Raw genomic sequence first — 22,084 nt, 5'->3', positions numbered from 1 at the left:
GACCGTCGAGCAGCAACTGTCTGACGGCGGGGATGCCCTCCCATCAACCGCCGGCGTCAACGGTCGGGATGCTTTCGTCAGGCTCATCCTCGGGTGCGCTGACGTCGAGCCACTGACGCTGCCAGTCGGTGAGGTCGGCGTCGTCGGTGTCATCACGACTGACGTTGTCAGCATCATCTCCGCCATCGGTGGCTCTGCCGGCAGGCGACTCGTTGCTCACTGCCGTTCTCGCCCAGGCAAACCCGCCGTCAGCAGGCGCCACCGTCGCCACGTGCGCGTCATCGACGTCGGCGGCCTCACCGCTCAAGCGCGCGAGCACATCCGAACGCGCCTCGACCCGCCGCGCAGATCCGCACCGCTGACGATGCAGCGGGCGGCGAGAGCGTCGAGGGCCTCATCGATGGTCGGGGCGACGACGGCGTCGTCGATGACGCTCTGCCGGATGAACCCGGCGTCCGCCAGACCCTGCACCGCGTCGAGCAGCGGGCGCCAGAACCCTTTTACGTCAAGGAAACCCACCGGCTTGTCGTGGTAACCGATGGTGCGCCACGTCCAGACCTCGAAGATCTCCTCGAGCGTGCCGAGGCCGCCGGGCAGCGTGAGAAAGGCGTCGGCGCGCGTGGCCATGCCGGCCTTGCGCGTGTGCATCGTGTCGACCTCGTGGAACTCCGTGAGGTCGTGCCGCCCCCATTCGCGCTCGACCATGAGCGACGGAATGAACCCGACGACCTCGCCCCCGGCGTCGAGCGCGCCCTGGCTCACCGCGCCCATGAGGCCGCCGCCGCCCGCGCCGTACACGAGCGTCAGACCCCGTTCGGCGATGACTCGCCCCGCGTCGTACGCCGCGTCCATGAGCGCCGGGTGGGCGCCCGGCGTCGACCCGCAGAACACGGCGACGCTGCGCATCGTTCCGGCGTTCGCGCCCGCTGAAGTCGACGACGCCGCGGTCGGCGTCGCCGCGATGCGGCCCGATGTGGCGGCGCTCATCCTGTCGCCATGCACGGCGTCCGCGGCCGTCGCGTCGCCAGAGGCCGTCGAACCGCTGACGGGTTCGTTCGCGCGCTCGCCGTGGCCCTCTCTCGCGCCGGTTTCACTCATGCCCTCACCCTAGAGCCGGGCGGTGACAGCGCACCCTGCCTGCTGGGCGAGCGTCCGAGTGGACTCCGCGCCCCGCGTCCTGACACCGTGACGGCGTGCCTTCCTCCCGCCCCATCGACGACCTGTTCACGTTCACCCTGCGCGCCGGAAGCATGTTGCTGCGCAACGGATCTCCGTCGGCCAACGTCACCCAGGCCATGCTGACGATCACCCGCGTCAACGGTTTCGCGACCACGACGGCGAACGTCACGATGGGTCAGATCACGCTCAGCTACACGCCCGCGGACGACGCGACACCCGTCACGCGCGTTCAGACCGTCGGCGCGGCCGGCCTCGACGTGCACGTGCTGACGGTGCTCGAACACATCGTCGAGGATGTCGTCACCTCACGCATCGACATCCGTGAAGCGCTGCGACGTCTCGACGAGCTGGAGGCCGAACCGCCGCAGACGCGCACTCTCAAGACGCTCGGCACAGCGGCGATGGGCTTCGGGTTCGCGTGGCTGCTCGGCGGGTCGCTGGGCGTCTGCCTCATCGCGACGGTGTGCGCCGTCATCATCGACGTCGTCAGCGCCTGGCTCGCACGCGTGCAGCTGCCGTCGTACTACGGACGCGCGATCGCCGCCGGGCTCGCCGTCGCGACAGGTGCGGTGCTCGTCGCAGTGTTCCCGATCGGCTCGCCGGGCGTCATCATCACCGCCGCGCTCGTGACGCAGCTGGCCGGCAGCGCCTCCGTCAGCGCTATCCAGGACCTGTTGACGGGCTGGTACCTGACGGCCTGCGGGCGCCTCATCGAATCGACGATCCTGACGCTCGGGCTCGTCGTCGGCGCCATCGGCGCGGTGTACGGCGTGGCGCACGTCGGCGTGCATCTCGACATCGAGAAGACCGGCAACGGCAACCCCGTCGCGTGGCAGACGACGCTCGCCGCCGCGCTCATCGCCATCGGATTCGCGCTGCTCAGCCACGCACGCTGGCGCCACCTGCCGCTGTTCGCGCTGCTCGGCGCCGCGGCGCGCGCCATCTACCTGCTGCTCAGCGCCGCCGGGATCTCCAACTTCACCGCGACGAGCGTCGCCGCGATGGGGCTCGGCATCGTCAGCGTCGTCATGGCACGCCCGACGCACCTGCCGACGTCCGGCGCCCTCGACGTCGCCATCTCGCCGCTCGTGCCGGGCATGGTGCTCTACAAGGGGTTCGCGGCGCTCGCGACGCACTCGGGTAGCGCCGGCGCGTACCTGTTCGAAGCGATGGCCGTCGCCCTTGCCATCGGCACCGGCGCCGTCCTCGGGCAGTTCATCGCGAGTCGCTCCCTGTGGAGCGCCCGCAGCGTCCAGTACAAGCACGCGTCGCAGCACGGCGACGCCGACCTCGACGACACCGAGTTCGCCGCCAAGGGCCTGTCGACACCCGACTTCCGCCGTCCGTTCATCGACCACGGCGGTGAAGCGCCTCGGGGGTGACGGGCTGGCCGCTGTTGCCTGCGAGTGACGAGTTGGACGCCGCGGCCTGGGTGTGACGGTGGGGCGCCATGGCAGGGGGACGGCGGGCTGGGCGTCGTCGGCTGCGCGTGCGGGTTGGTGAGGCGGAGTTACCCGCCATCCGGCCGTTGCCCGCTGGTGCTGGTGCTGGTGCTGGTGCGTCAGGCGAGCATCTTCTCGAGGGTGTTGAGGTTGCGCGTGGTGGTCGTCGACTTCCAGCGCGGGCGGGCGAGCACCTTTGCGACGGGCGACGTCGTCGTGGCGCCCTTGAGGGTGCGCCAGTAGAGGTCGTCACCGGCGGCCAGGACGTGTTCGTCGCTGGGGTTGGCGTCGATGGCGGCCTGAGCGTCGTCGTAGGCGGGCGCGCCCCCGAGCACGACGTAGCGGTGGTGCGCGTCGTCGGGCGTGAACGGCCAGGCGTCGACGATGTTCGCGAGCTCGTCCGCGTCACGCACGAGAACGTAGGCGTCGTAGTCAAACTCGTCGCACAGGACACGCTCGGCGAGTGTCTTGAGGTCGTCGGCGGGGCCGTCGAATGCGAGACGGACGTTGCCCGTCGCGAGCCACGTCGTCACCTCGCGGGCACCCGCCTCCGTCAGCACTTCGCGCAAACGCGGCATGGGCACGCGCACGCCCCCGACGTTGATGCCGCGCAGGAACATGACGTAGGTGCTCACAGCTCGATCCTGCCACCCGACGTCGCGTCCGCCGCCGAAGCCGAGGGCTCGGGGTGAAGGCGGGCGAAAATCGCACATGTGGACAGGAATCGCCGTTGTGGACGCCGTTCGCCGATGGGGACAGGAATCAAGGGTGGACGGAAGTGCTCAGGCGTCGTTGCGGTGAGCCTCGGTCGAGGTAGCCGTCGTGTCGTCGGCATCGTCGGGAACATCGGGGTCGTCGTGTTCGGCGAGCCCCTGCTCGGCGGCCTCGACGATCTCTTCGTCCGAGCCACCCGTGAAGCCGTGACGGGCGAACGCCGCGACGAGCACGATCGCTGCCACCGCGAGCGAGAACCACAGGTTCTGCGATTGGCCGTCGTCGAACGCCATCATGACGAGGATGAGCAGGATGAACGCGATCGTCGCGTACGTCAGCCACGGAAACAGCCACATGCGCACCCGGACCGTCGTGCCTGCCGCGTCCATCGCGCGGCGCGAGCGCAGCTGCGTGAACGAGATGCACAGGTACACGAACAGTGCCGCGCATCCGGCCGTCGACAGCAGGTAGGCGAAGATCTTGTCGGGCAGCACGTAGTTGAGGGCGACGCAGAAGAAGCCGACGACGACGCTCGCGAGGATCGCCGCGACGGGCACGCCGCGCTTGTTCGTCCGCCCGAACGACTTCGGCGCGTCACCACGCTGGCCCAGGCTGAACGCCATGCGGCTCGCGGTGTAGAGCGCCGAGTTGAGGCAGCTCGCGACGGCCGTCAGGATCGCGAGGTCGAGGACGGTCGTCAGTCGGCCGAGCCCGATCGTCTCGAGCGTGTACTGGTACGAACCCTTGGACGCGAGGTCGGGGCTCGTCCAGTCGACGAGGCACACGACGACCATGATCGAACCCAGGTAGAAGATCGAGATGCGCCAGATGACGCTGTTGACGGCCTTGCGGATGCCGCCGACGGGGTTGTTGGACTCGGCCGCGGCGATCGTCACGATCTCGGTGCCGAGGTACGTCGTCGTGGTCGTCAGCATCGCGGCGAAGATGCCGCCGACGCCGCCACCGAAGAACCCGTGGTCGGTGAGGCCGTGCACGCCGGAGACGTCGCTCGTCGGCAGGATGCCGAGGATCGCCAGTACGCCGAGCGCGATGAACCCGATGATGATGACGACCTTGATGAGCGCGAACCAGAACTCGAACTCGCCGTAGTTGCCGACGCTGACGAGGTTCGTCGCCGTCAGGATCGCCGTGATGAGGAACGCGAACACCCATTGCGGCCAGTCGATCCAGTTGTGCAGGATCGTCGCGCCGGCGGTCGCCTCGACGGGGATGATGAGCGCCCACGCCCACCAGTACAGCCAGCCGATCGAGAACCCGGCCCACTTGCCGAGCGCGCGGTCGGCGTAGACGCTGAACGAACCCGTATCCGGGTTGACGGTCGCCATCTCGCCGAGCATGCGCATGACGAGGACGACGACGAGGCCGGCCGCCGCATAGCTGATGATGGCGCTCGGGCCGGCCAGCTGGATCGCGTTCGCCGAGCCGACGAACAGGCCGGCGCCGATGACGCCGGCGATCGAGATCATCGTGACGTGACGCGGTTTCAGCCCCGATTCGAGGGCGCCCAGCGGGGCGTCGTCGGTGGGCGGCTGGGCGGACGATTTCGACGGTTCGGGCGAGACGGGCGAGGCCTGTCTGTCGCCACCGGCTTGAGTCGACATGTCAACACCGTCCCCTGTTCGACGGGTGATTGCCACTCGGACGGTCGGCGAGTCCGGGATGTGACGCACGTCCGACCCGGGACGAGCGGGGTGAGAACGAGCGAAATGGTCGAACACGAGCGCTGTGCCGCTCGCATTCGAACATTTCGCTCGGTGTCTTCGGGGTGCCCCCAGCCAGATGGACCTACGGGACCGATCTACGGCGTCAGTTCAGGCGGTCGAGCCAGGTGCCGTCGCGCAGGTCGGTGATGGCGTCGACGACGTCGGTGGCGCCCGCGTCATGCATCTCGGCGGCGGAGAAACCGCCGGTGCGCAGCCCCATCGTCGACATGCCGGCCTTCTTGGCGGCCTCGACGTCCCACGTCGCGTCGCCGATGAGGACGCCCTTCGAGCCGCCTGCCTCCTTCAGCGCGACCTCGAGGATGTCGGGTTCGGGCTTGCTGTTGTCGGCGTCGTCGGAGGAGGTGACGGCGTCGAAGTCGTCGCGCGTCAGCCCGACCTTCTCGAGCGCAGCGTCAGTGAACTCCTCCTTGCCGCTGCTCGCGAGCGCCACCTTGTAGCCCTTGCTGCGCGCGGCGCGCACGGCGTCGGCAGCGCCGTCAAATCCGCGCACCTCGGGCAGGAGCTTCTCGTACTCCTCCTCCCACGCGTCGCGCAGGTCGCCGCCGTGCTTGCTCTCGACGTCGTCGCCGACGAGGTTCGGGACGAGCTGGTCGCCGCCCATGCCGATCGAGCGGTGCACGCGCCACAGCGGCGGATACAGGTCGAAGCGCGCGAACGCACGCGCCCACGCGATGGCATGGTGGTACGTCGAGTCGATGAGGGTGCCGTCGACGTCGAACAGGACGGTGTCGACGGCCCCGGAAGCCTGCTGCGAATCGTCAGTCATCCCACCATCCTTGCCCGTTCGCGGCACCCGACGCAATGAACGCGGCGCCACCGCGACCGGCGCCGGGCGACGGCCGGTTCAGCGGCGCAACGTGCCGAACACTGTCGCAGCAGTGGCGATGATGCTGAAGAACACCACCATGACCAGCCCCCACGCCATGTAGGACCCGACGTTGACCGCGTCGATGAGACCGATCAACGCGCACAATCCCGCCGCGACGACAGCGCCCCACAGTGCTTTCGGCGGAAGCTTCCCGGCGAGGAACGCCCCGACGAGACCCGCCGCCGCCAATGCGAACAGCAACACGAAGACGCCGTCACCGTTCATTCCCGACGCGGAGATGCCGAACACACTCGCCCAGGGGCCGATGCACCCCAGCATGACGAACAGCTGGGCGAGGAGTGAGGCCGCCAGCGCCGAATTGCCCAGGTGCAACGTGCCGTCGGGCTGACGCAGAGGGGCCGCCCCCTTCGCGGGCGCGCCCTTGGTGTTCCAGTTGGTGGGGGCACCCTGAGCATTCCATGGGTTGCCCGGCGCAGCGCCCGGGCCCCGTCCGTCCGAAGCGCCCCACGGCACCCCTTGCTGACCGTACTGCCCGCCTGCGGACTGGTCGTACTGCCCGCCTCCAGCACCCTGCTGCCCCTGGTACCCGGGCGACGCATGCCACTGACCGCCTGACGAGAAGGGCGCACCAGCCTGCTGGTCGTGGGGAGAGTTCTGGAACCCGTGGTTCGAGAAGGCGTGGCCCTGAAGACCGTACTGCTGACCCTGCTGGTGGGCATCGTGCTGTCCGGGTTGAGGCTGCTGCTGCCCGTATGGTCGGCCGTCCTGCCACGCTGCGGAATGTGGCCCGCTCGCGTCCTGCCATCGCTGTGAATCATGGGACTTGCCCTGCTCTGCGTGGGGCGCGCTCTGCTGTCCGTAGCTCTGGCCCCGAGACGTGTGAGACGGGTACTCGCTCGCCGATTCACCTGTCCTTCCCTGCGGACCGCGCTGCTCGTGCGCCTGGGCGTAGCCGCCGTCGAGTCGTGCATCATTCTGGTCAACCGATCGATCCGACGTGTCGTTGCGGGCGACTTCGCGCTCGGAAGCGCCGTCGATGCGGGACGAGCCGCCCGCCGGGGTGGTGTTGTCGGTCATCGGACTGCCTTTGCTGTCGAGTGAGGTCGGGCGGGGTCGCGAACCACGCCCGACCAGTATGACGCCGCTCACGCTCGCGGGGTGAGAAGCGTCCGCACGTGAAAGTATTCCGGCCGGCTAGGTAGCGGCGCATCGTGCCCGAGAACGCGTCAAGCACGACGCGATTTCGGGCAATGATGCTGCGACGGGGGGTGCGACGCCGGCTGATGCCGTCCGGGGCACGGGCAGTTGCCGCGCCTACGATGAAGACATGATCGACCCGAGCCGCCACGCCGTGCTGTGGCTGCTCATCTTCTTCGTCCTCGCGACGGCCGCGACGCGCACCGCGACGCGCTACATCCGTCACCGCGCCGACCAGGCCGAGGCGTACCTCAAGGAGAACGCCGAGCCGGGCATGTTCCGCAACATCGCCATCGCGGGCATCCACATCCACCATCAGGTGTGGGGCATCCTCATGCTGCTGTTCAGCGGCCTCATGCTCATCACGTACCTGCCCGAGCGCGGCCTGTGGCTCAACCTGCTCGCGGCGATCTTCGGCACGGGAGCCGCCCTCACCCTCGACGAGTTCGCGATGTGGCTGCACCTCGAGGACGTCTACTGGCAGGAGGAGGGACGCCAGTCGATCAGCGCCCTGCTCGTCGCCGTCGCCATCACCGCAGCCCTCGTCCTGGGCGCGAACCCGCTCGACATCGTCCCCGGCAGCGACGGAGTGCCCGGCGTCGTCGTCGCGGTGGGCATCGTCATCAACTTCGGGTTCGTCGTCCTGACGATCCTCAAGGGCAAGCTGCTGACGGGGTTGATCGGCGTGTTCGTGCCCGGTCTCGCCGTCGTGGGTGCCGTGCGCGTCGCGAAACCCGGATCGTGGTGGGCGACCAAGCGATACAAGACGGGCGGGTGGCTCGATCGGCGCTCCCACGCGCGTTTCAACGACGCCTACGACGAACGCTGGAACGCCGTGCGCGACTTCATCGGCGGCCGCCCCTACCCGCGCGAACAGATGCGCGCGACGATGCGCTCACAGATGCAGGCCGCGCGCCGACGCCGTCAGGAACTGCCGCTCGAGCGCGCTCAGGCCCGCGTCGCGCGTGAGATGCGCCGGCATGAGCGGCTGACGGCCGCGCAGGTGCGGCGATCGTCGACGCGGGCGCGCTCGAGACGTCGACGCTGACACGGCGGGGCGACGCTCGACGCCCCACACGGTGCGGAACTGCACCACGTGGGACGTTCGCGCCGACCGATTGCCCCACTCGGCGCGATCTGCGCCGAGTGGGACGTCACGAGGTTCGAACAGTTCCGCCCCGGGCCAGGTGCCTCGTTCGTTTCACTCGCGTACCGTCGAGCCCATGGACGAAACGGTGTTCACCTACGGCAGCCCCCAACTGAAGTTCGGCCCCGGAGCCATCGACGAGATCGCTTGGGACGCATCCAATCTCGGCGCGCGCAGCGTCGCCGTCGTGAGTGATCCGGGCGTCGCGGACGCAGGCATCACGCGACGCGTCGCCGACGTCCTGACGGGCGGTGACATCAGCGTCGACGTCTTCACCGGCGCCCGCGTCGAGCCGAGCGACGCCTCGTTGCAGGAAGCCACCGACTGGGCCCGCAAGAACGGGCCGTGGGACGCGATCGTCGCCGTCGGGGGTGGCTCGAGCATCGACACGGCCAAGGCCATCGCCCTCATGACGACGAACGACGGCGACCTCGTCGACTACATCAACGCGCCCGTCGGTGGCGGCAAGAACCCGACGAAGCCGCTCGTGCCCGTCATCGCCGTGCCGACGACGACCGGCACGGGCAGCGAGTCGACGACGATCTGCGTCCTCGACGTGCTCGAAGCGAATGTCAAGACGGGCATCAGCCATGCGTCGCTGCGCCCGCGGCTCGCCGTCGTCGACCCGCAATTGACGATGACGCAGCCCGCCGGCGTCACCGCGGCCGCGGGCATGGACATCCTCTGCCACGCCCTCGAGAGCTACGCGGCCAAGCCGTACACCGAATTCGCCGCCAAGCGTGCCGAGGAGCGCGTGCCGTACTGCGGCGCCAACCCGATCAGCGACATGTGGTCGCGCGAGGCCGTGCGTTTGCTCGCGACGTCGTTCCGCACCGCCGTCGCGGACGGTGACGACGTGGACGCGCGCGGCGCGATGGCGCTCGCGGCGACGTTCGCGGGCATGGGGTTCGGCAACGCCGGCGTCCACGTGCCGCACGCGTGCGCCTACCCGATCGCCGGCATGGTGCGCGACTTCCGCCCCGACGGCTACGACGCCGACCACCCGATGGTGCCGCACGGCATGGCCGTAGCGATGACGGCGCCCGCCGCGTTCGCGCTGCTCTACCCCGCCGACCCGGGGCGCCACCACGAGTTGGCCGCGTTGCTGGAACCGGACACCGCCGGCAGCGACCTCGGCTGCGATGCGCTGCCCGACGCACTGCGTCGCCTCATGCGCGACATCGGCCTGCCCAACGGCCTTGTTGCACTGGGCTATTCGAGCAGCGACCTGCCGCAGCTCGTCGACGGCGCGATGAAGCAGCAGCGCCTGCTCGCGACGGCGCCCGTCGACATCACCGAGACCGACGTCGAACGCGTGCTGCGAGATTCGATGACGCTCTGGTGACGACACCGCTGCCGTGAGGCGGGCGCTACGGTGGGGCTCGGCATCGCAGGACGTCGACCGCTGCGGGGGGTTCACAGGTGGCCGGGCCTACAAGGCGCCCGCCCGTCCCCCTCTGCGATTCGCGCATCGATTCCGTCGTCACGCCGGGCCCCTGGCATGACGCCGCCCTCGTCCGGCTCGCCGGTTCTGACGACGAGCGTCCGATGGGCTTTCCGGCTCAGTACGCCGAGCGCATCGCGAAGATCGGCGACAAGCCCCTGCGCAGACGGGTGAGGCCCGGTCGCCCGCGTGACGACGGCAGGACGCCGCAGCCCGTCAGCGTCCGGCGACCGTCACAGGTGATGCGCCCAGACGATCGGTCCCGACCGCGAGCGCACTGGCGCCTGACCCGCGACCGACGACGCCGGCAGCGACGCCGGCGTCAGCGTCAACGTCCGAGCTGCAGCGCGATCATCGGCGCGAGGGTGCGGACGACGTCGCGCGGCGGCATGGAGGCGATCGGCTCGATGCCGATGAGGTAGCGCGCGAACACGAGCCCGGAGATGACGGTTCCGACGCCCGCAGCACGGCGGGAGGCGTCGGCGCCTCCGATGTGATCGCGCACGTGCGTCAGCAGCTCGGCGGTGATGAACTCGCTGAACAACCCGCGGATGGCGGGATCGCCGAGCACACCTTCGACCGTCTCCTGCAGCACCGGGCGCGAGCCCGCGCTCTCCCACACGGTGATGATGGCCATCAGGGATTCCTCGGCCACGCGCTGCGGGGGCTTGCCCCGGGCACGGCTGAACACGGACTCGACGGCGAACGTCGGGCTGAACTGCAGCGCCATCGCCTCGGCGAACAGCAGCCGCTTCGTCCCGAAGTGATAATTCACCAACGAGTGGTCCACACCGGCCTCCCGGGCGATCGACCGGGCTGACGTGCCGCGGTATCCGGAGGCCAAGAACTGTGCTCTGGCCTCCTCCAACAGGCGTTCTCGGGCATCACTACCACCTTTGGGACGCCCCCGCGAAGAATTCACCACGGTGGCATCATCGCATCAGGGCGGGCCATGCTGGGGTCAATCGCACGACATCGCAGAGCGGCCACGAGCCACGCGCCCAGGCACCGCTCCCCGGCATCAGGAGCCGTCATGACCGAACCCACGCCGCCCATGCGCGGCGAGCACCACACGCACGCAGACCTCGACGCGGCCCGCGCCGAGGAGGCACAGGCCCGCACCGAGGCGCCCGCGACGACCGGCACGACGCAGAACGGCGTCGAGGCCGACGGCGCCGAACGCGTCGAGGAACCCGAGAAGGAGCAGCCGCCGCTGCTCGTCTTCGTCCTCGCGCTGCCCGTCGTCCTCGGCCTCATGCTGCTCGCGTTCGCGACGCCGGCCGTGCACTCCGGCGCGAAGGATCTACCCCTCGCCGCCAGCGGCCCGCAGCAGGTGACGTCGAAGATCACCTCGACGCTCGAGAAGGAAAAGCCGGGCGCGTTCGACGTCAAGACCTACTCGACGCCCGAGCAGGGCGCCGACGCCGTCAAGAACCGCGACGCCATCGGCGGCATCGCCGTGAAGCCGCAGGGCGCCGTCATCCAGACGGCCGCCGGCGCGGGCTCGCCGTACTCCGCGCTCCTCAAGGGCGTCGGGGCGGGCCTCGAGAAGCAGGGCCAGAAGGTGACCTACCAGGAGCTCGCTCCGCTCCCGGCGAAGGACCCGATGGGCACCGCCATGACGAGCGCCGGACTGCCGCTGATCTTCGGTGGCATGGCGACGTCCGCCGCACTGTTCTTCACCTTCCGCGGCTCGTTCGCTCGACGTGCGCTCGGCGTCGTCGGCGTCGCGACACTCGGCGGCCTGCTCGCCGCGTGGATGCTCACGTCCTGGCTCGACGCCGTCGACTGCTCGTTCTGGAAGCTCGCGCTCGCCTTCGGCCTCGGCATCGCGGCCATCGGCTTCACCGTTCTCGGACTCGCGAAGAACCTCGGCCCGGCCGGCTTCGGGCTCGGCGCCGTCGCGATGCTGTTCATATCCAACCCGATCTCGGGCCTCGCGACCGGCCCGCAGTGGCTGCCGCACCCCTGGGGCACGATCGGGCAGTTCCTGCCCGTCGGTGCGGCCGGCACCGCGCTGCGATCAGTCGCCTACTTCGACGGGCGCGGGGCGTCTCAGGCCTGGATCGTCCTGCTCTGCTGGGCCTTCGGCGGGTTCGTCCTGCTGTCGCTCGGCAAGTGGCGCAAGACAGCGCACTGACGGCCAGCCCGGGCGCGACGAGCGACGCGGCATCATCCGGGCGCGATCCATCATGGCTGGGTCGGCGCCCGCGCCATGTCGTGGCGGGCCTGTCGCGCACGGGGCGAATCGGGCACAGGCGAGTCGGGCGCGGGCATTGCGCAGAACACGGCGGTGCAGGAGTACGTGAGTCGGGCACGGGGCACTCGGGCGGGGCGAGTCGGGCGCAGCCTTGTCACGCACCCGCTTCCGGCCGTCGGCGGGACGGATCGTCGCAGCCAGCACATGTCGGAATAGTTGAACAGTCAACGGTATTGACACCGGCATGAAGATCGACATCTGGAGCGACATCGTCTGCCCGTTCTGCGTCATCGGCAAGCGACACCTCGAGCTGGCGCTCGAGAACTTCGAGCACGCGGACGACGTCGAGATCGTCTGGCACAGCTACGAACTCGACCCGAGCATAGAGCGTGAGCCCGGCCGCACGCTCGTCGACACGATTGCGACGAAGTACGGCATCAGCGCCGAGCAGTCGGCGGCGAGCCAGCGGGACGTCGCAGCGCGCGCGGCCGCCGTCGGCCTGACGTTCAACTGGCAGGACGCGAAGTACGGCAACACGTTCGACGCCCACCGCCTCATCCATCTCGCAGCGCATCACGGACTCGCGACCGCGGCGGAGACGCGCCTCATGCACGCGTACTTCACAGAGGGCGTCTCGATCGGCGACGTCGACGAACTGCAGCGTCTCGGCGAGGAGATCGGGTTGCCCGCCGACGACGTCCGCCGCGTCCTGGCCGGCGACGAGTTCACTCAGGACGTGCGCGCCGACGAAGCGGCGGCGCGTCAGATCGGCATCACCGGTGTGCCGTTCTTCGTCCTCGACGGGCGCCTCGCCGTCTCCGGTGCGCAGCCCGTCGATACGTTCGAGCGCGCCCTGACGCAGGCCTGGCAGGCTCGTACGGCCACCTCGGACCCGACCTTGGACGCGGCGGCAACGCACGGCGCGTCCACGTCATCCGACGACGCCGACCCCGACGACGTCGAGCCCACCGGCCCCGACGCCGACTCAGTCGACCATGGCCGCGCCAGCACCCACAGCCATCCCGGCACCTGCGACACCGACCACTGCGCCATCTGACCGCGGGCCCGTACCCATCTGCGATTTTCGTACCCGTTTACCGGGAGTAAATGTGGACGAACATCGCAGATGGGTACGGCTCCGACGCCCTCATAGCCGCCTCACAGCGACGCCATACGGGGTGGTGAAGTGAGGGCGGGACAGTGGCGTCATGAGCACGCAGGTCACCATGCCGCCGACACCGAACAGACTCGGCGCCTCCGCCGTCGCGGCACCACGCGAACCGCGCGTCATCCCCTCCTGGTGGCGTGACGCGAGCATCGTTGTCGCCTGGGGCCTCGGCCTGTTCGTCGTCGCCCTGTGGGTGACGAACGGCGGGATCGCCGGCCTGACGTCCACGTCGGGCGTCCTCGACGAATCGGGCCGCCTCACGGGTCTGATCGCGAGCTACCTGCTCCTGCTGCAGGTGCTGCTCATGGCGCGAGTTCCGTTCGTGGAGCAGGCCTTCGGGCAGGATGGGCTGACGCGCCTGCACCGCTGGGTCGGCTTCTCGAGTTTCACGCTGATGCTCGCCCACATCGCCCTCATCACGCTCGGCTACGCCGCCGACGCGCACCAGAGCGTCTGGGGGCAGATCGTCGACTTCACCCTCACCTACCCGGCGATGCTGCTCGCCCTGGCCGGAACCGTCGCGCTGTGCCTCGTCGTCGTCACCAGCATCAAACCGCTGCGCCCCGGTAGCGCGACTCGGTCCCCGCGCTCGCGCGCGCTGCGCTACGAGAGCTGGCATCTGCTGCACCTGTACGCCTACCTCGGCGTGGGTCTGGCCCTACCGCACCAGCTGTGGACGGGCCGCGACTTCCTCGCCTCGCCCGTCGCGACGACGTTCTGGTGGGCCCTGTACGCGGCGGTGGCGCTCACCGTCATCGTGTTCCGTGTGCTGCTGCCGCTCGCGCGCACCCAGCGCGCCGGCCTGCGCGTGACGCACATCCAGGAGATCGCGCCCGGCGTCGTCAACGTCAGCGCCGTGGGGCGCGCCACGGCCGCGCTCGACGCGCGCGCCGGCCAGTTCCTGCAGTGGCGCTTCGGCGGGCCGGGCGTGACGCGCGCGAACCCGTACTCGCTGTCCGCCGCGCCTCGCGTGAGGGACGACGGGCAGGTCGAGCTACGCTTCACCGCCGCGATGATCGGTGACGGCTCACGCCGCCTGTCGACGCTGACGCCGGGGACGCGCGTCCTCGTCGAAGGACCGTACGGCCGCATGCACGCAGGTGCGGCTCGCACCCGGGCGTCGCTGCTCATCGGCGCCGGAATCGGCATCACGCCGCTACGCGCCCTGCTCGACGAACTGCCGAGCGACCCCGCGACGGGGCGGCTCGACGCGACCGTCATCCACCGTCACAGCACCGACGACGACCTCGTGCTCGACGACGAGATCGAGGCCATCACCGCCGCGCGCGGTGGCCAGTACATCGTGCTGCGCGGCCACCGCATCCCCGGCCGTGAGAGCTGGCTGCCCGAGGATCACCGTCACCTCAGCGACGCCGACGCCCTCTTGCTCGCCTGCCCGGACGTGCGCGAACGCGACGTCTACGTCTGCGGCGGGGCCGGGTGGATGCGCGCGGTCGAGCGAGCGCTGCGCGAGATCGGCGTGCCGCGCGAGCAGATCCACGTCGAGCACTTCACCTACTGAACCTACTGACTTACTGAGCGAGGACGATCATGAAACGCATCACCTGGTGGGCCATGAGCACGCTGACGCTGCTCGTGCTGCTGTTCAGCTACCGCACGTCGACCGAGGCAGTCGCAGCCGGCGGGGCTGGGGCGTCGAACACCGTTGCGATGCAGCAGAACACCACGACGGGCCAGAGCGAGGCGGGATCGACGCAGACGACGACATCGGGGTCCGGCACCGGTTCGGGTTCGACGCCCGCGGCCTCGGCTTCCACGTCCGGCTCGGCGAAGTCCGCGACCTACACGGGCACGAGCGTCGATACGCGTTGGGGGCCGGTGCAGGTGCGCATCACCGTCGCGAACGGAAAGGTCACCTCGTCGGAGGCCATCGTCTACCCGAGCGAGAACTCGCGCGATCAGGAGATCAACTCCGTGGCCATCCCGACGCTCAACTCCGAGGCGACGGGCACGACGACGAGCTCGATCGACATGGTCTCCGGCGCGACGTACACCTCGACGGGCTACATCCAGAGCCTGCAGTCGGCGCTCGACCAGGCCCACATCTGAGCCCGCGATGATGACGACGGCTTCGACGCGAGAAGAGATCATGATGCCCACCACCCCGGAACCGCCGTGGCGCACCCGAGCGTTCGTCGAACACACGATGGGCATGGCCGTCTCGCTCCATATTCGCGTCGCACACGACGAGTTCGACTCACGCACAGACGAACTGGCCGACGCAGCCCACCGCGCCTTCGCCGCCCTGCACCGCGCCGACGACGTGTTCTCGACCTACCGCGCCGACAGCGACCTCATGCGTATTCGCCGCGGTGAGCTCGACGAGACCGAGGCGGACCCCTGGTACGCAGACGTTCGCGCGTTGTGCGAGGAAGCCGCGACCGTCACGAATGGCCTGTTCACGACCGACCTCGTCGGTCCCGACGGCAGCCGCGGGTACGACCCGACGGGCCTCGTCAAGGGTTTCGCCGTCGAGCGTGCCGCCGACGTCCTGCGCGCCGTCCCCGGAATCGTGTTCTGCCTCAACGCCGGCGGTGACCTGACGTGCGACGCGGGGCCGGGCGCGAGTGCAAGCATCGAGCGCGTGTGGCGCGTTGGCATCAGCGACCCGCGCGACGCGGCGGGCGTCGTCGCGACGATCGAGCTGACGCAGGGCGCGCTGGCGACATCAGGCACCGCGCAGCGCGGCGCCCACATCGTCGACCCGAGGACGAATGTGGACGAAAATCGCAGAAGAGGACAGGAATCGCCGATGGGGCACGGGGGCGAGTGTGCGAGCGTCACCGTCGTCGGCCCGGATCTAATCTGGGCCGACGTGTGGGCCACCGCCTGCTTCCTCGAACCCGACGCCCTCGCCTTCAGTCGCATGGCCGCCAGCTACCGCGTCGCGCACCTGCAGGCCTGACACGCTGCCTCCCACGGGTCTCGAGGCGCGGCCGGCATGCAGATCCGAGACCGCCGCCGGCCCGGCCGCGAACGGACCCCGCCAGGAGGCGTGAGTCGGCGCGGGCGCGGTCCGACCCTCCGGCCGGCATGTCCGCTGCATCCGCGGTACCGCCACGTATTCTGGGGCGGTGAACCCTGAATTGTCCGTCGTTGTCCCCATGTTCAACGAGCAGGACGTGCTGCCCCTGTTCGCCGAGCGTCTGCGCCCCGTCCTCGACGGCATGAATACCTCGTACGAGGTCGTGTGCGTCGACGACGGATCATCTGACGACACCCCCACCATCCTGCAGCGACTGCGCCGCGAGTGGCCGCAGATCCGTGTCGTGCGGTTGCGCGCGAACGCAGGCCACCAGGCCGCCATGAGCGCCGGCCTCGCGCGCTCTCTCGGCTCCTGGATGGTGACGATCGACGCCGACCTCCAGGATCCCCCGGAGGTCATCGCCGAGATGCTCGACGTCGCGAAGCGCGAGCACGTCGACGTCGTCTACGGCGTACGCACCGACCGCACGACGGACACGGCGTTCAAGCGCACCACGGCGGAGGGCTTCTACAAGGTGATGGGCAAGCTCGGGGCGGGTGGCGCGATGAACGCAGCCGACTTCCGCCTCATGAGCCGAGAAACGGTCGACGCCGTCCTCGCGCTGCCCGAGCAGAACCGCGTGCTGCGCCTCGCCGTCCCGCACCTCGGTTTCCCGAGCGCCGAGGTCGGCTACAAGCGTGAGGCCCGCGCCGCAGGCGAGTCGAAGTATCCGCTGTCGAAGATGCTGAAGCTGACGTTCGACAGCATCACAGGCGTATCCAACGCTCCACTCCGGCTGGCGACGTGGTTCGCCGGTCTGGGGTTCGTCACCGCCTTCCTGGTTCTCGTGTTCGCGCTCATCTCCAAACTGACGGGCCACTCGATCACCGGCTGGGCTTCCACCATGGTCGCGATCTGTGGCTTCGGGGCATTCCAGCTGTTGTGCCTCGGAATCCTCGGCGAGTACGTCGGGCGTTTGTACGTGGCGATGCAGGCTCGCCCGACCCACTACATCGCGTACGACAGCCTCGAGACGCCCGAGAGCCGCGTCGGCGACCCCACCCTGTGAGTCATCGCGGGGGGCCGCTCAGCGCGGCCGCCCGCCCAGCGACCTAGGGCACCCGCGAGGCGGATCACCGCAGGCGATAGATCGTGACGGGCCCGGACGTGTGAACGGGCGTCGCGTACTTTGCCAGTTCCGGCGAGACCTTGCTCGCCCGCGCGTCGCCGAACAACCACCGCACGCCCTGCTTCTGCAGCGCCGCGACACCGGCGGCGGTGGGCGCGTGGAAGACGTTCTCGTTCGTCATGTAGAGGGCGCGATTCGGGTACGGCTGCTGGGTCGCCCGCAGGCCGTGCTCCCCTGCGGCCTTCTGCGGCGCATCCATGTATCCCCATGACTCGACGAGCATCCGACGTTCGCTGAAACCGCTCACCCAGAACGCTCGACGGTCGCAGTTCAGCGTCGACACCACGCCGCGGCAGTGGACGTTCGTGGCCACGAGATCGTGGGCTCCTGAGTGATCGCGCAACCAGAAGGCTGCGGACGATTCCGCCGGCAACACGGAGTACGACGCGACACGGCCGCGAGGCGCGTCGAACTGTTCGTGCGTCGCGTCCGCCGTCGCGACGCCCGCCTGGACGACACCGAGACCGAGCAGCACCGCCGCGCCCCACAGGGCCCTGCGACGCATCAGCACGACGAGCGCGACGACGAGCACCGCCATCACGAGCGTCGGCCAGATGATGCCCCCCGGGATGGCGTGAGGAGCGGGCACGTGCTTGCCCGTGACCGCGCGGCTGATCCACACGACCAGGCCGCCCAACGCGAGCCCGATGGCGGTGACGCCCCAGCGTCGCGGGTGCTCCGCCCGAGCCCAAGCCGCGGCGAACCCCCAGCCGGTCAGCGTCGCGAGCAGCGGCAACGCACCGAGCGGAAAGTAGCCCTGAGACAGGCCTGTGTGGTCGATGAGCTGGAACGCCGCGAGCGAACCGGCGAACGAGCCGAGCAGGAACAGCGGAACCGGGTCGCGACGCCACGTCGATCCGAGGGCCACGGACGTCGCCGCGTACGCGTACCCGAGGAGCATCACGGCGAGCACCCCGAGAACGATGACGAAGACGCTGGGCGTCGCGATGTGCGGCGGAATCATCGAGCCGTGGCCAGTGGGGCGTGGCAGGTGGAGGTAGTCACGGTATGCGCTCGCGCGCCGCACGCTCGACAGCAGGCGCACCTCGGAACCTGCGGAACCGCCGGCGAACAGCGGGAGGGCCATGACGATGCCCACCGCACACAGCACACCCACCGTCAGTGCTCCGCGGCGCACGCGACGGTTGCGGATGAACAGGACGAGGACGACCGCGGCGCCCGCTCCGAAGACGGGCAGGATGCTCGACTTCGCTCCCGCACAGACGAACATGGTGATGACGGCGAGGGCGAGCTGCGCGCCCCGTACCCGTTCGCCGCGCAGGATGGGGGCGAAGAGGTACAACGCCCACAGCGTGAAGACGAGACCGAAGACCTGTGACGGGCTCACCCAGATGAACGGCGTGTGGGGCCCGGCCCCGACCCAACCGAGGAACGACACCGACGCGGGGGCGGCGAGCACGATCATCGCGACGTTGCCCGCGACCCACGAGCCGCTGAGACGCGCCGTCACGACGAGCGTCAGCGCCAGCGTCAGCCCGATGATCGGCAGCATCCACAGCCGCAGCGCCACCATCAGCGTCGAGGCGAACGACCCGAGGCTGCCGGAGGCCATGTATGCGTCGCTGAGCCAGTGGTAGTTGAGGTGGCCCGATTTCGCCTGCGGCACCATGGGCACGAGCGCATGCTCGAGCTCCCCGACGAGGCCGAGATGCCAGTACAGATCCTGATACATCGTGCTCGTGCCCGGGGGCATGCTCTGGTGCGCCGCATCCGCGAGGAAGGCGAGGCCGAGCCACACCGTCAGCGCCACCCACAACCAGGCCGAGGCGACGGGTGTGCGGCCGAGATCCTCGACGGAGCCCGTGACGGGCGTCTCGACGCGCGTCGCTCCACCGGCCGTGCGCGCTGGGGGCGCGCTCATCGACGCCGCCGTCGGGGCCGTGTCCGCCGTGACGGCGCCTGCAGCATCGCCCCTGTGACGCCAGAGCAGCGCCGCACCGACGCCAAAGGCGACCACGCCGCCGACGACCGTCAGGCCGGGCTGTGAGATCGCTTGCCACGCGGCCCAGTTCACGAGTTGCAGCATGATGCCGACGACGGCACCGAGGCTCCATCGCAGCGACCCGCGCAGTCGGGACATGGCAGCGACGACGCCGGCGCCGCAGAGCAGCCAGGCGGACGTCCAGACGGCATAGCGCACGGCGTCCCCGAAGGAGGCGTCGAGCGCGACGGGTGCGAAGAAGATGAACAGTAGGCCCACGACAGCGGGCGCACGACGGGCACGTGTGAGCACCCAGCGGAGTTTAGTGGCTCATCCCCCGGTGCGCCCGTACCCATCGGCGATTCTCGTCCACCTTCACCCCCGGTAAACGAGACAAGCACTGGCAGCAAAGAGGGACGAAAATCGCCGATGTGGACAAGAATCGCCGTCGGGTACGGACCATGCGGCCTCGAGCGCTCAGGCGCGGCGACGATGCGACGGTGCAGCGACGGGGCGAGGAGCCTTTCGCGGACGCTCGGTGCCTCCGGCGGCTCTAGGATCGCCGGGTGAGCTCGCCCATCCCGTCCGACCCGTCGCAGCAGACGACGCATGCGCGCGACGTCGCGCCGAGCGTCTCGCAAGGGGCCGCGCCGAGGAGCGCGCAAGGTGCCGCGTCCCCCGCTGACGACCGCATGACGCCCGCGCAGACGCGTCAGTTGCTCGTCTATCTCGCGGCTGCTCACATGGCCGCCGGAGCGGGGGCGCACGAGGCGGAGGAGGACGTCGTGCGCGCCGCCCGCGCCATCGGGCTGCCCGGCGTGCAGATGCAGGCCAACCCGAACGGCGTGACGCTGGGGCTCGGCCATGGTGAGCCGGCGACGTTCGAGTCCGTCGAGGGTTCGTTGCGACTCGATCAGACGGCGCGTGTCGCCGCGATCCAGCACGGTCTGGAGATGGGGTCGCTGACGCCAGCGGACGCCCTCGCCACGCTGCGCGGCCTGAGGAGGCAACGCGCCCGCTTTCCCGTCGTCGGCATGTACCTCGGCGGCCTCGTCGTCGCAGCGGGCATCGCCGGGATCCTCCAACCGACCTGGCCGAGCGTGCTGTTCGCGGCCCTGGCGAGCCCCGTCACCGTCGCCCTGATCCGCCTGACGGGCCGTCGTCTCGTCCCGGCGGCACTGCTGCCGCTGTTCGCCGGGTTCATCGTCGCGGCCGCCGCGTTCGCCGCCTTCGACGCCGGTCTCGTCGCCAGTCCGCTGCGCACGATGCTGCCACCCGTCGCGGTGCTGCTGCCGGGCGCGCTCATCGTCACGGGCCTCAGCGAACTCGTCGCCGGCGCCATGGTCAGCGGCGCCGCACGCCTCGCGCACGGCACGGCGCAACTCGTCATGTTCGCCGCAGGTGTCGCCGGCGCGAGCCTGCTGACGCACGCGCCGAGCAGCGCCTTCGTCAACACCCGCGTCGACGAGCTGGGCCCGCTCGCCGGGTTCATCGGCCTCGGGGCGGTGACGATCGGCATCTGCCTCATGGAGTCGGTGCCGCGGCGCCTCGCACCCTGGGTGCTCGCCGTGACGACGCTGACGTACGCGACGCAGTGGTCGATCCAGAACTGGCTCGCCTACCCCGCCTGGGCCGGCGCGTGCGCGGGCGCGTTCGTCGCCGCCTTCAGCGCATGGGTGATGGCGCTCGCCCGCCCGACGCTGCCGCGCATGGTGTTGTTCCTGCCGAGTTTCTGGCTGCTCGTGCCCGGCTCGCTGGGGCTCGTCAGCGTCACGCAGCTCGCCATCGACCCGCACGAGTCGTGGAAGACGGCGACGAATGCCTCCGGCGCCATCGTCGGGATCGCTCTCGGGCTCGTGTTCGGTACGAGCGCCGCGCGCGGGCTGCGCGTCACGATCCGCCGCGCCCGCCGCGGCCGTGCCAGCCGGCCCGCCTGATCTACGCTGGAGCGATGACGTCGTCCCCGCGCCTGCGCGCCTTTCTCCTCGCCCTGTGCGGTGTCGCACTGGGTATCGCCCTCGCGCGCCTGTCGGGCGGCTCCCTCGCCGTCGTGCTCGCGATCGTCGTCGGCGTCGCGTGCTTCATCGTCATGCAGATGCGGCGCCGGGGCTGACAGCCCTGCCCAGCGCAGGCCATCCGGCACCAATCTGACCGAATCGGTGGCGCCGGACGCGCCGTTGCGGGGAAAATGAAGGAACGCGTGTCTGCCGACGCGCTGACGTTCGACGTCGACGCCCGTCGACCTCGCCGAGAGTCCACGCTGAAAGGTCTGGCATGAGCACCTCACCCACGGAGCGTCGCGACGACGACGACTTCACGTTCCCGACCGCCGCCTGGGTCGCCATCGACGTCACGGCCCTCGGCGTGCTCATCCTCCTGCTGTGGATCTTTCAGCCCGATAAGGGTCTGCTGCCCGAGCCGAGCTGGCTCATCGACCCCCTCGCCGGCTGGCTGCTCGGCAACGTCCTCGGGTTCGCGGCATACAAGACATTCCTCAAGCTGCCGCCGGCCGGCATGGCGGCGATCTGCCTCGTGCTGGTCGCACTCTCGCCCGTCATCTTCCTCAAGTACCCGGCCATGGGTGCGTTCTTCTCCGCGCTGGCCATCGGCATCGGCGCGGGTTCGATCATCCACCGAACGCTGACCGAGCGCCGCACGCACTGACGCGTCTCGACCCCAAGGTCGAGCGCAACACCGCAGCCCCCGTCGACGAGACGGGGGCTGCGGTGTTTCACGTGAAACACGCCGCAGTGTCAGCCTGCGCGCTCCATGCGGCCCCCGACACGACGGGACGGGCAGGCCCCGCCAAGCACGCTGCTCACGTTGCCCGGCGGCCGGGTGCAGGCCGGACGGGCCGGTACGCACGAACCGCCCGGAATCACGAGGATTCTCGAGCGGTTCG

General features: G+C 69.8%; 20 protein-coding genes. 12 read left to right on the top strand and 8 right to left on the bottom strand.

The window, feature by feature from the left end; all coding sequences use genetic code 11:
* Positions 1 to 43: 43 nt before the first annotated feature.
* Positions 44 to 307, bottom strand: a complete 264-nt coding sequence (locus AC1RS9_RS05210; RefSeq protein WP_492920702.1) for a hypothetical protein — start codon at positions 305 to 307, stop codon at positions 44 to 46.
* A complete protein-coding gene (locus AC1RS9_RS05205) occupies positions 304 to 1,098 on the bottom strand; it encodes an LOG family protein (RefSeq protein ID WP_492920700.1) in 795 nt (264 codons plus the stop codon). Before AC1RS9_RS05205 ends, AC1RS9_RS05210 begins: the two co-directional genes overlap by 4 nt.
* Positions 1,099 to 1,193: 95 nt before the next feature.
* Between AC1RS9_RS05205 and AC1RS9_RS05200 the strand changes: the two genes are divergently transcribed.
* Positions 1,194 to 2,561: a threonine/serine exporter family protein gene (locus AC1RS9_RS05200; RefSeq protein ID WP_006945152.1), complete on the top strand. Its 1,368-nt coding sequence runs from the start codon at positions 1,194 to 1,196 to the stop codon at positions 2,559 to 2,561.
* Positions 2,562 to 2,740: 179 nt separating this feature from the next.
* Here AC1RS9_RS05200 and AC1RS9_RS05195 read toward each other — a convergent pair whose 3' ends face one another.
* From AC1RS9_RS05195 to AC1RS9_RS05180, 4 genes are all read right to left on the bottom strand, one after another.
* The gene (locus AC1RS9_RS05195; RefSeq protein WP_144708298.1) at positions 2,741 to 3,256 is read right to left on the bottom strand and encodes a DUF1697 domain-containing protein; all 516 of its coding nucleotides are present in this window, start codon (positions 3,254 to 3,256) and stop codon (positions 2,741 to 2,743) included.
* A gap of 147 nt (positions 3,257 to 3,403) precedes the next feature.
* Positions 3,404 to 4,957: an amino acid permease gene (locus AC1RS9_RS05190; protein ID WP_449758866.1), complete on the bottom strand. Its 1,554-nt coding sequence runs from the start codon at positions 4,955 to 4,957 to the stop codon at positions 3,404 to 3,406.
* Between the two features lie 205 nt (positions 4,958 to 5,162).
* Entirely contained in the window at positions 5,163 to 5,846 is a 684-nt protein-coding gene (locus AC1RS9_RS05185) for an HAD family hydrolase (protein ID WP_449758865.1), read from the bottom strand.
* A gap of 78 nt (positions 5,847 to 5,924) precedes the next feature.
* Entirely contained in the window at positions 5,925 to 6,986 is a 1,062-nt protein-coding gene (locus tag AC1RS9_RS05180; protein ID WP_449758864.1) for a hypothetical protein, read from the bottom strand.
* 250 nt (positions 6,987 to 7,236) lie between these two features.
* On the opposite strand from AC1RS9_RS05180, the gene AC1RS9_RS05175 reads away from it, so the two are divergent.
* On the top strand, positions 7,237 to 8,154 hold the full coding sequence (locus tag AC1RS9_RS05175) for a hypothetical protein (protein ID WP_131941870.1): 918 nt from the start codon (positions 7,237 to 7,239) through the stop codon (positions 8,152 to 8,154).
* A gap of 175 nt (positions 8,155 to 8,329) precedes the next feature.
* Positions 8,330 to 9,598 (top strand): hydroxyacid-oxoacid transhydrogenase, encoded by a 1,269-nt coding sequence (locus AC1RS9_RS05170; protein ID WP_131941872.1) that lies wholly within the window; start codon positions 8,330 to 8,332, stop codon positions 9,596 to 9,598.
* A gap of 427 nt (positions 9,599 to 10,025) precedes the next feature.
* Here the strand turns inward: AC1RS9_RS05170 and AC1RS9_RS05165 are convergent, their stop codons facing one another.
* Positions 10,026 to 10,619: a TetR/AcrR family transcriptional regulator gene (locus AC1RS9_RS05165; protein WP_255569633.1), complete on the bottom strand. Its 594-nt coding sequence runs from the start codon at positions 10,617 to 10,619 to the stop codon at positions 10,026 to 10,028.
* 111 nt (positions 10,620 to 10,730) lie between these two features.
* Here AC1RS9_RS05165 and AC1RS9_RS05160 point away from each other — a divergent pair, with 111 nt between their 5' ends.
* From AC1RS9_RS05160 to AC1RS9_RS05135, 6 genes are all read left to right on the top strand, one after another.
* Positions 10,731 to 11,837: an ABC transporter permease gene (locus tag AC1RS9_RS05160; protein ID WP_200829307.1), complete on the top strand. Its 1,107-nt coding sequence runs from the start codon at positions 10,731 to 10,733 to the stop codon at positions 11,835 to 11,837.
* A 304-nt stretch (positions 11,838 to 12,141) separates the two neighbouring features.
* Positions 12,142 to 12,954 (top strand): DsbA family oxidoreductase, encoded by an 813-nt coding sequence (locus AC1RS9_RS05155; RefSeq protein ID WP_131941876.1) that lies wholly within the window; start codon positions 12,142 to 12,144, stop codon positions 12,952 to 12,954.
* A gap of 151 nt (positions 12,955 to 13,105) precedes the next feature.
* Positions 13,106 to 14,587, top strand: a complete 1,482-nt coding sequence (locus tag AC1RS9_RS05150; protein WP_131941878.1) for a ferredoxin reductase family protein — start codon at positions 13,106 to 13,108, stop codon at positions 14,585 to 14,587.
* A gap of 29 nt (positions 14,588 to 14,616) precedes the next feature.
* The gene (locus AC1RS9_RS05145) at positions 14,617 to 15,135 is read left to right on the top strand and encodes an FMN-binding protein (RefSeq protein ID WP_074040838.1); all 519 of its coding nucleotides are present in this window, start codon (positions 14,617 to 14,619) and stop codon (positions 15,133 to 15,135) included.
* A 40-nt stretch (positions 15,136 to 15,175) separates the two neighbouring features.
* Complete coding sequence (locus tag AC1RS9_RS05140) at positions 15,176 to 15,991, top strand: FAD:protein FMN transferase (RefSeq protein WP_131941880.1); 816 nt, start codon at positions 15,176 to 15,178, stop codon at positions 15,989 to 15,991.
* 169 nt (positions 15,992 to 16,160) lie between these two features.
* Positions 16,161 to 17,120 carry a glycosyltransferase family 2 protein gene (locus AC1RS9_RS05135; RefSeq protein ID WP_131941882.1) on the top strand — a complete coding sequence of 320 codons (960 nt, stop codon included), beginning with the start codon at positions 16,161 to 16,163 and terminating at the stop codon, positions 17,118 to 17,120.
* 64 nt (positions 17,121 to 17,184) lie between these two features.
* Here the strand turns inward: AC1RS9_RS05135 and AC1RS9_RS05130 are convergent, their stop codons facing one another.
* Positions 17,185 to 19,494 carry a hypothetical protein gene (locus tag AC1RS9_RS05130; protein ID WP_131941884.1) on the bottom strand — a complete coding sequence of 770 codons (2,310 nt, stop codon included), beginning with the start codon at positions 19,492 to 19,494 and terminating at the stop codon, positions 17,185 to 17,187.
* 254 nt (positions 19,495 to 19,748) lie between these two features.
* Here AC1RS9_RS05130 and AC1RS9_RS05125 point away from each other — a divergent pair, with 254 nt between their 5' ends.
* From AC1RS9_RS05125 to AC1RS9_RS05115, 3 genes are all read left to right on the top strand, one after another.
* Complete coding sequence (locus tag AC1RS9_RS05125; protein ID WP_200829308.1) at positions 19,749 to 21,119, top strand: threonine/serine exporter family protein; 1,371 nt, start codon at positions 19,749 to 19,751, stop codon at positions 21,117 to 21,119.
* A 14-nt stretch (positions 21,120 to 21,133) separates the two neighbouring features.
* Positions 21,134 to 21,295, top strand: a complete 162-nt coding sequence (locus tag AC1RS9_RS05120; RefSeq protein ID WP_156444999.1) for a hypothetical protein — start codon at positions 21,134 to 21,136, stop codon at positions 21,293 to 21,295.
* A gap of 161 nt (positions 21,296 to 21,456) precedes the next feature.
* Positions 21,457 to 21,846, top strand: coding sequence for a hypothetical protein (locus AC1RS9_RS05115; RefSeq protein WP_131941886.1), 390 nt, complete (start codon positions 21,457 to 21,459; stop codon positions 21,844 to 21,846).
* Positions 21,847 to 22,084 lie beyond the last annotated feature (238 nt).

This window comes from Dermacoccus sp. MPR-E5 (assembly GCF_058809565.1).
This window is presented reverse-complemented; position numbering and strand designations above follow the sequence as displayed.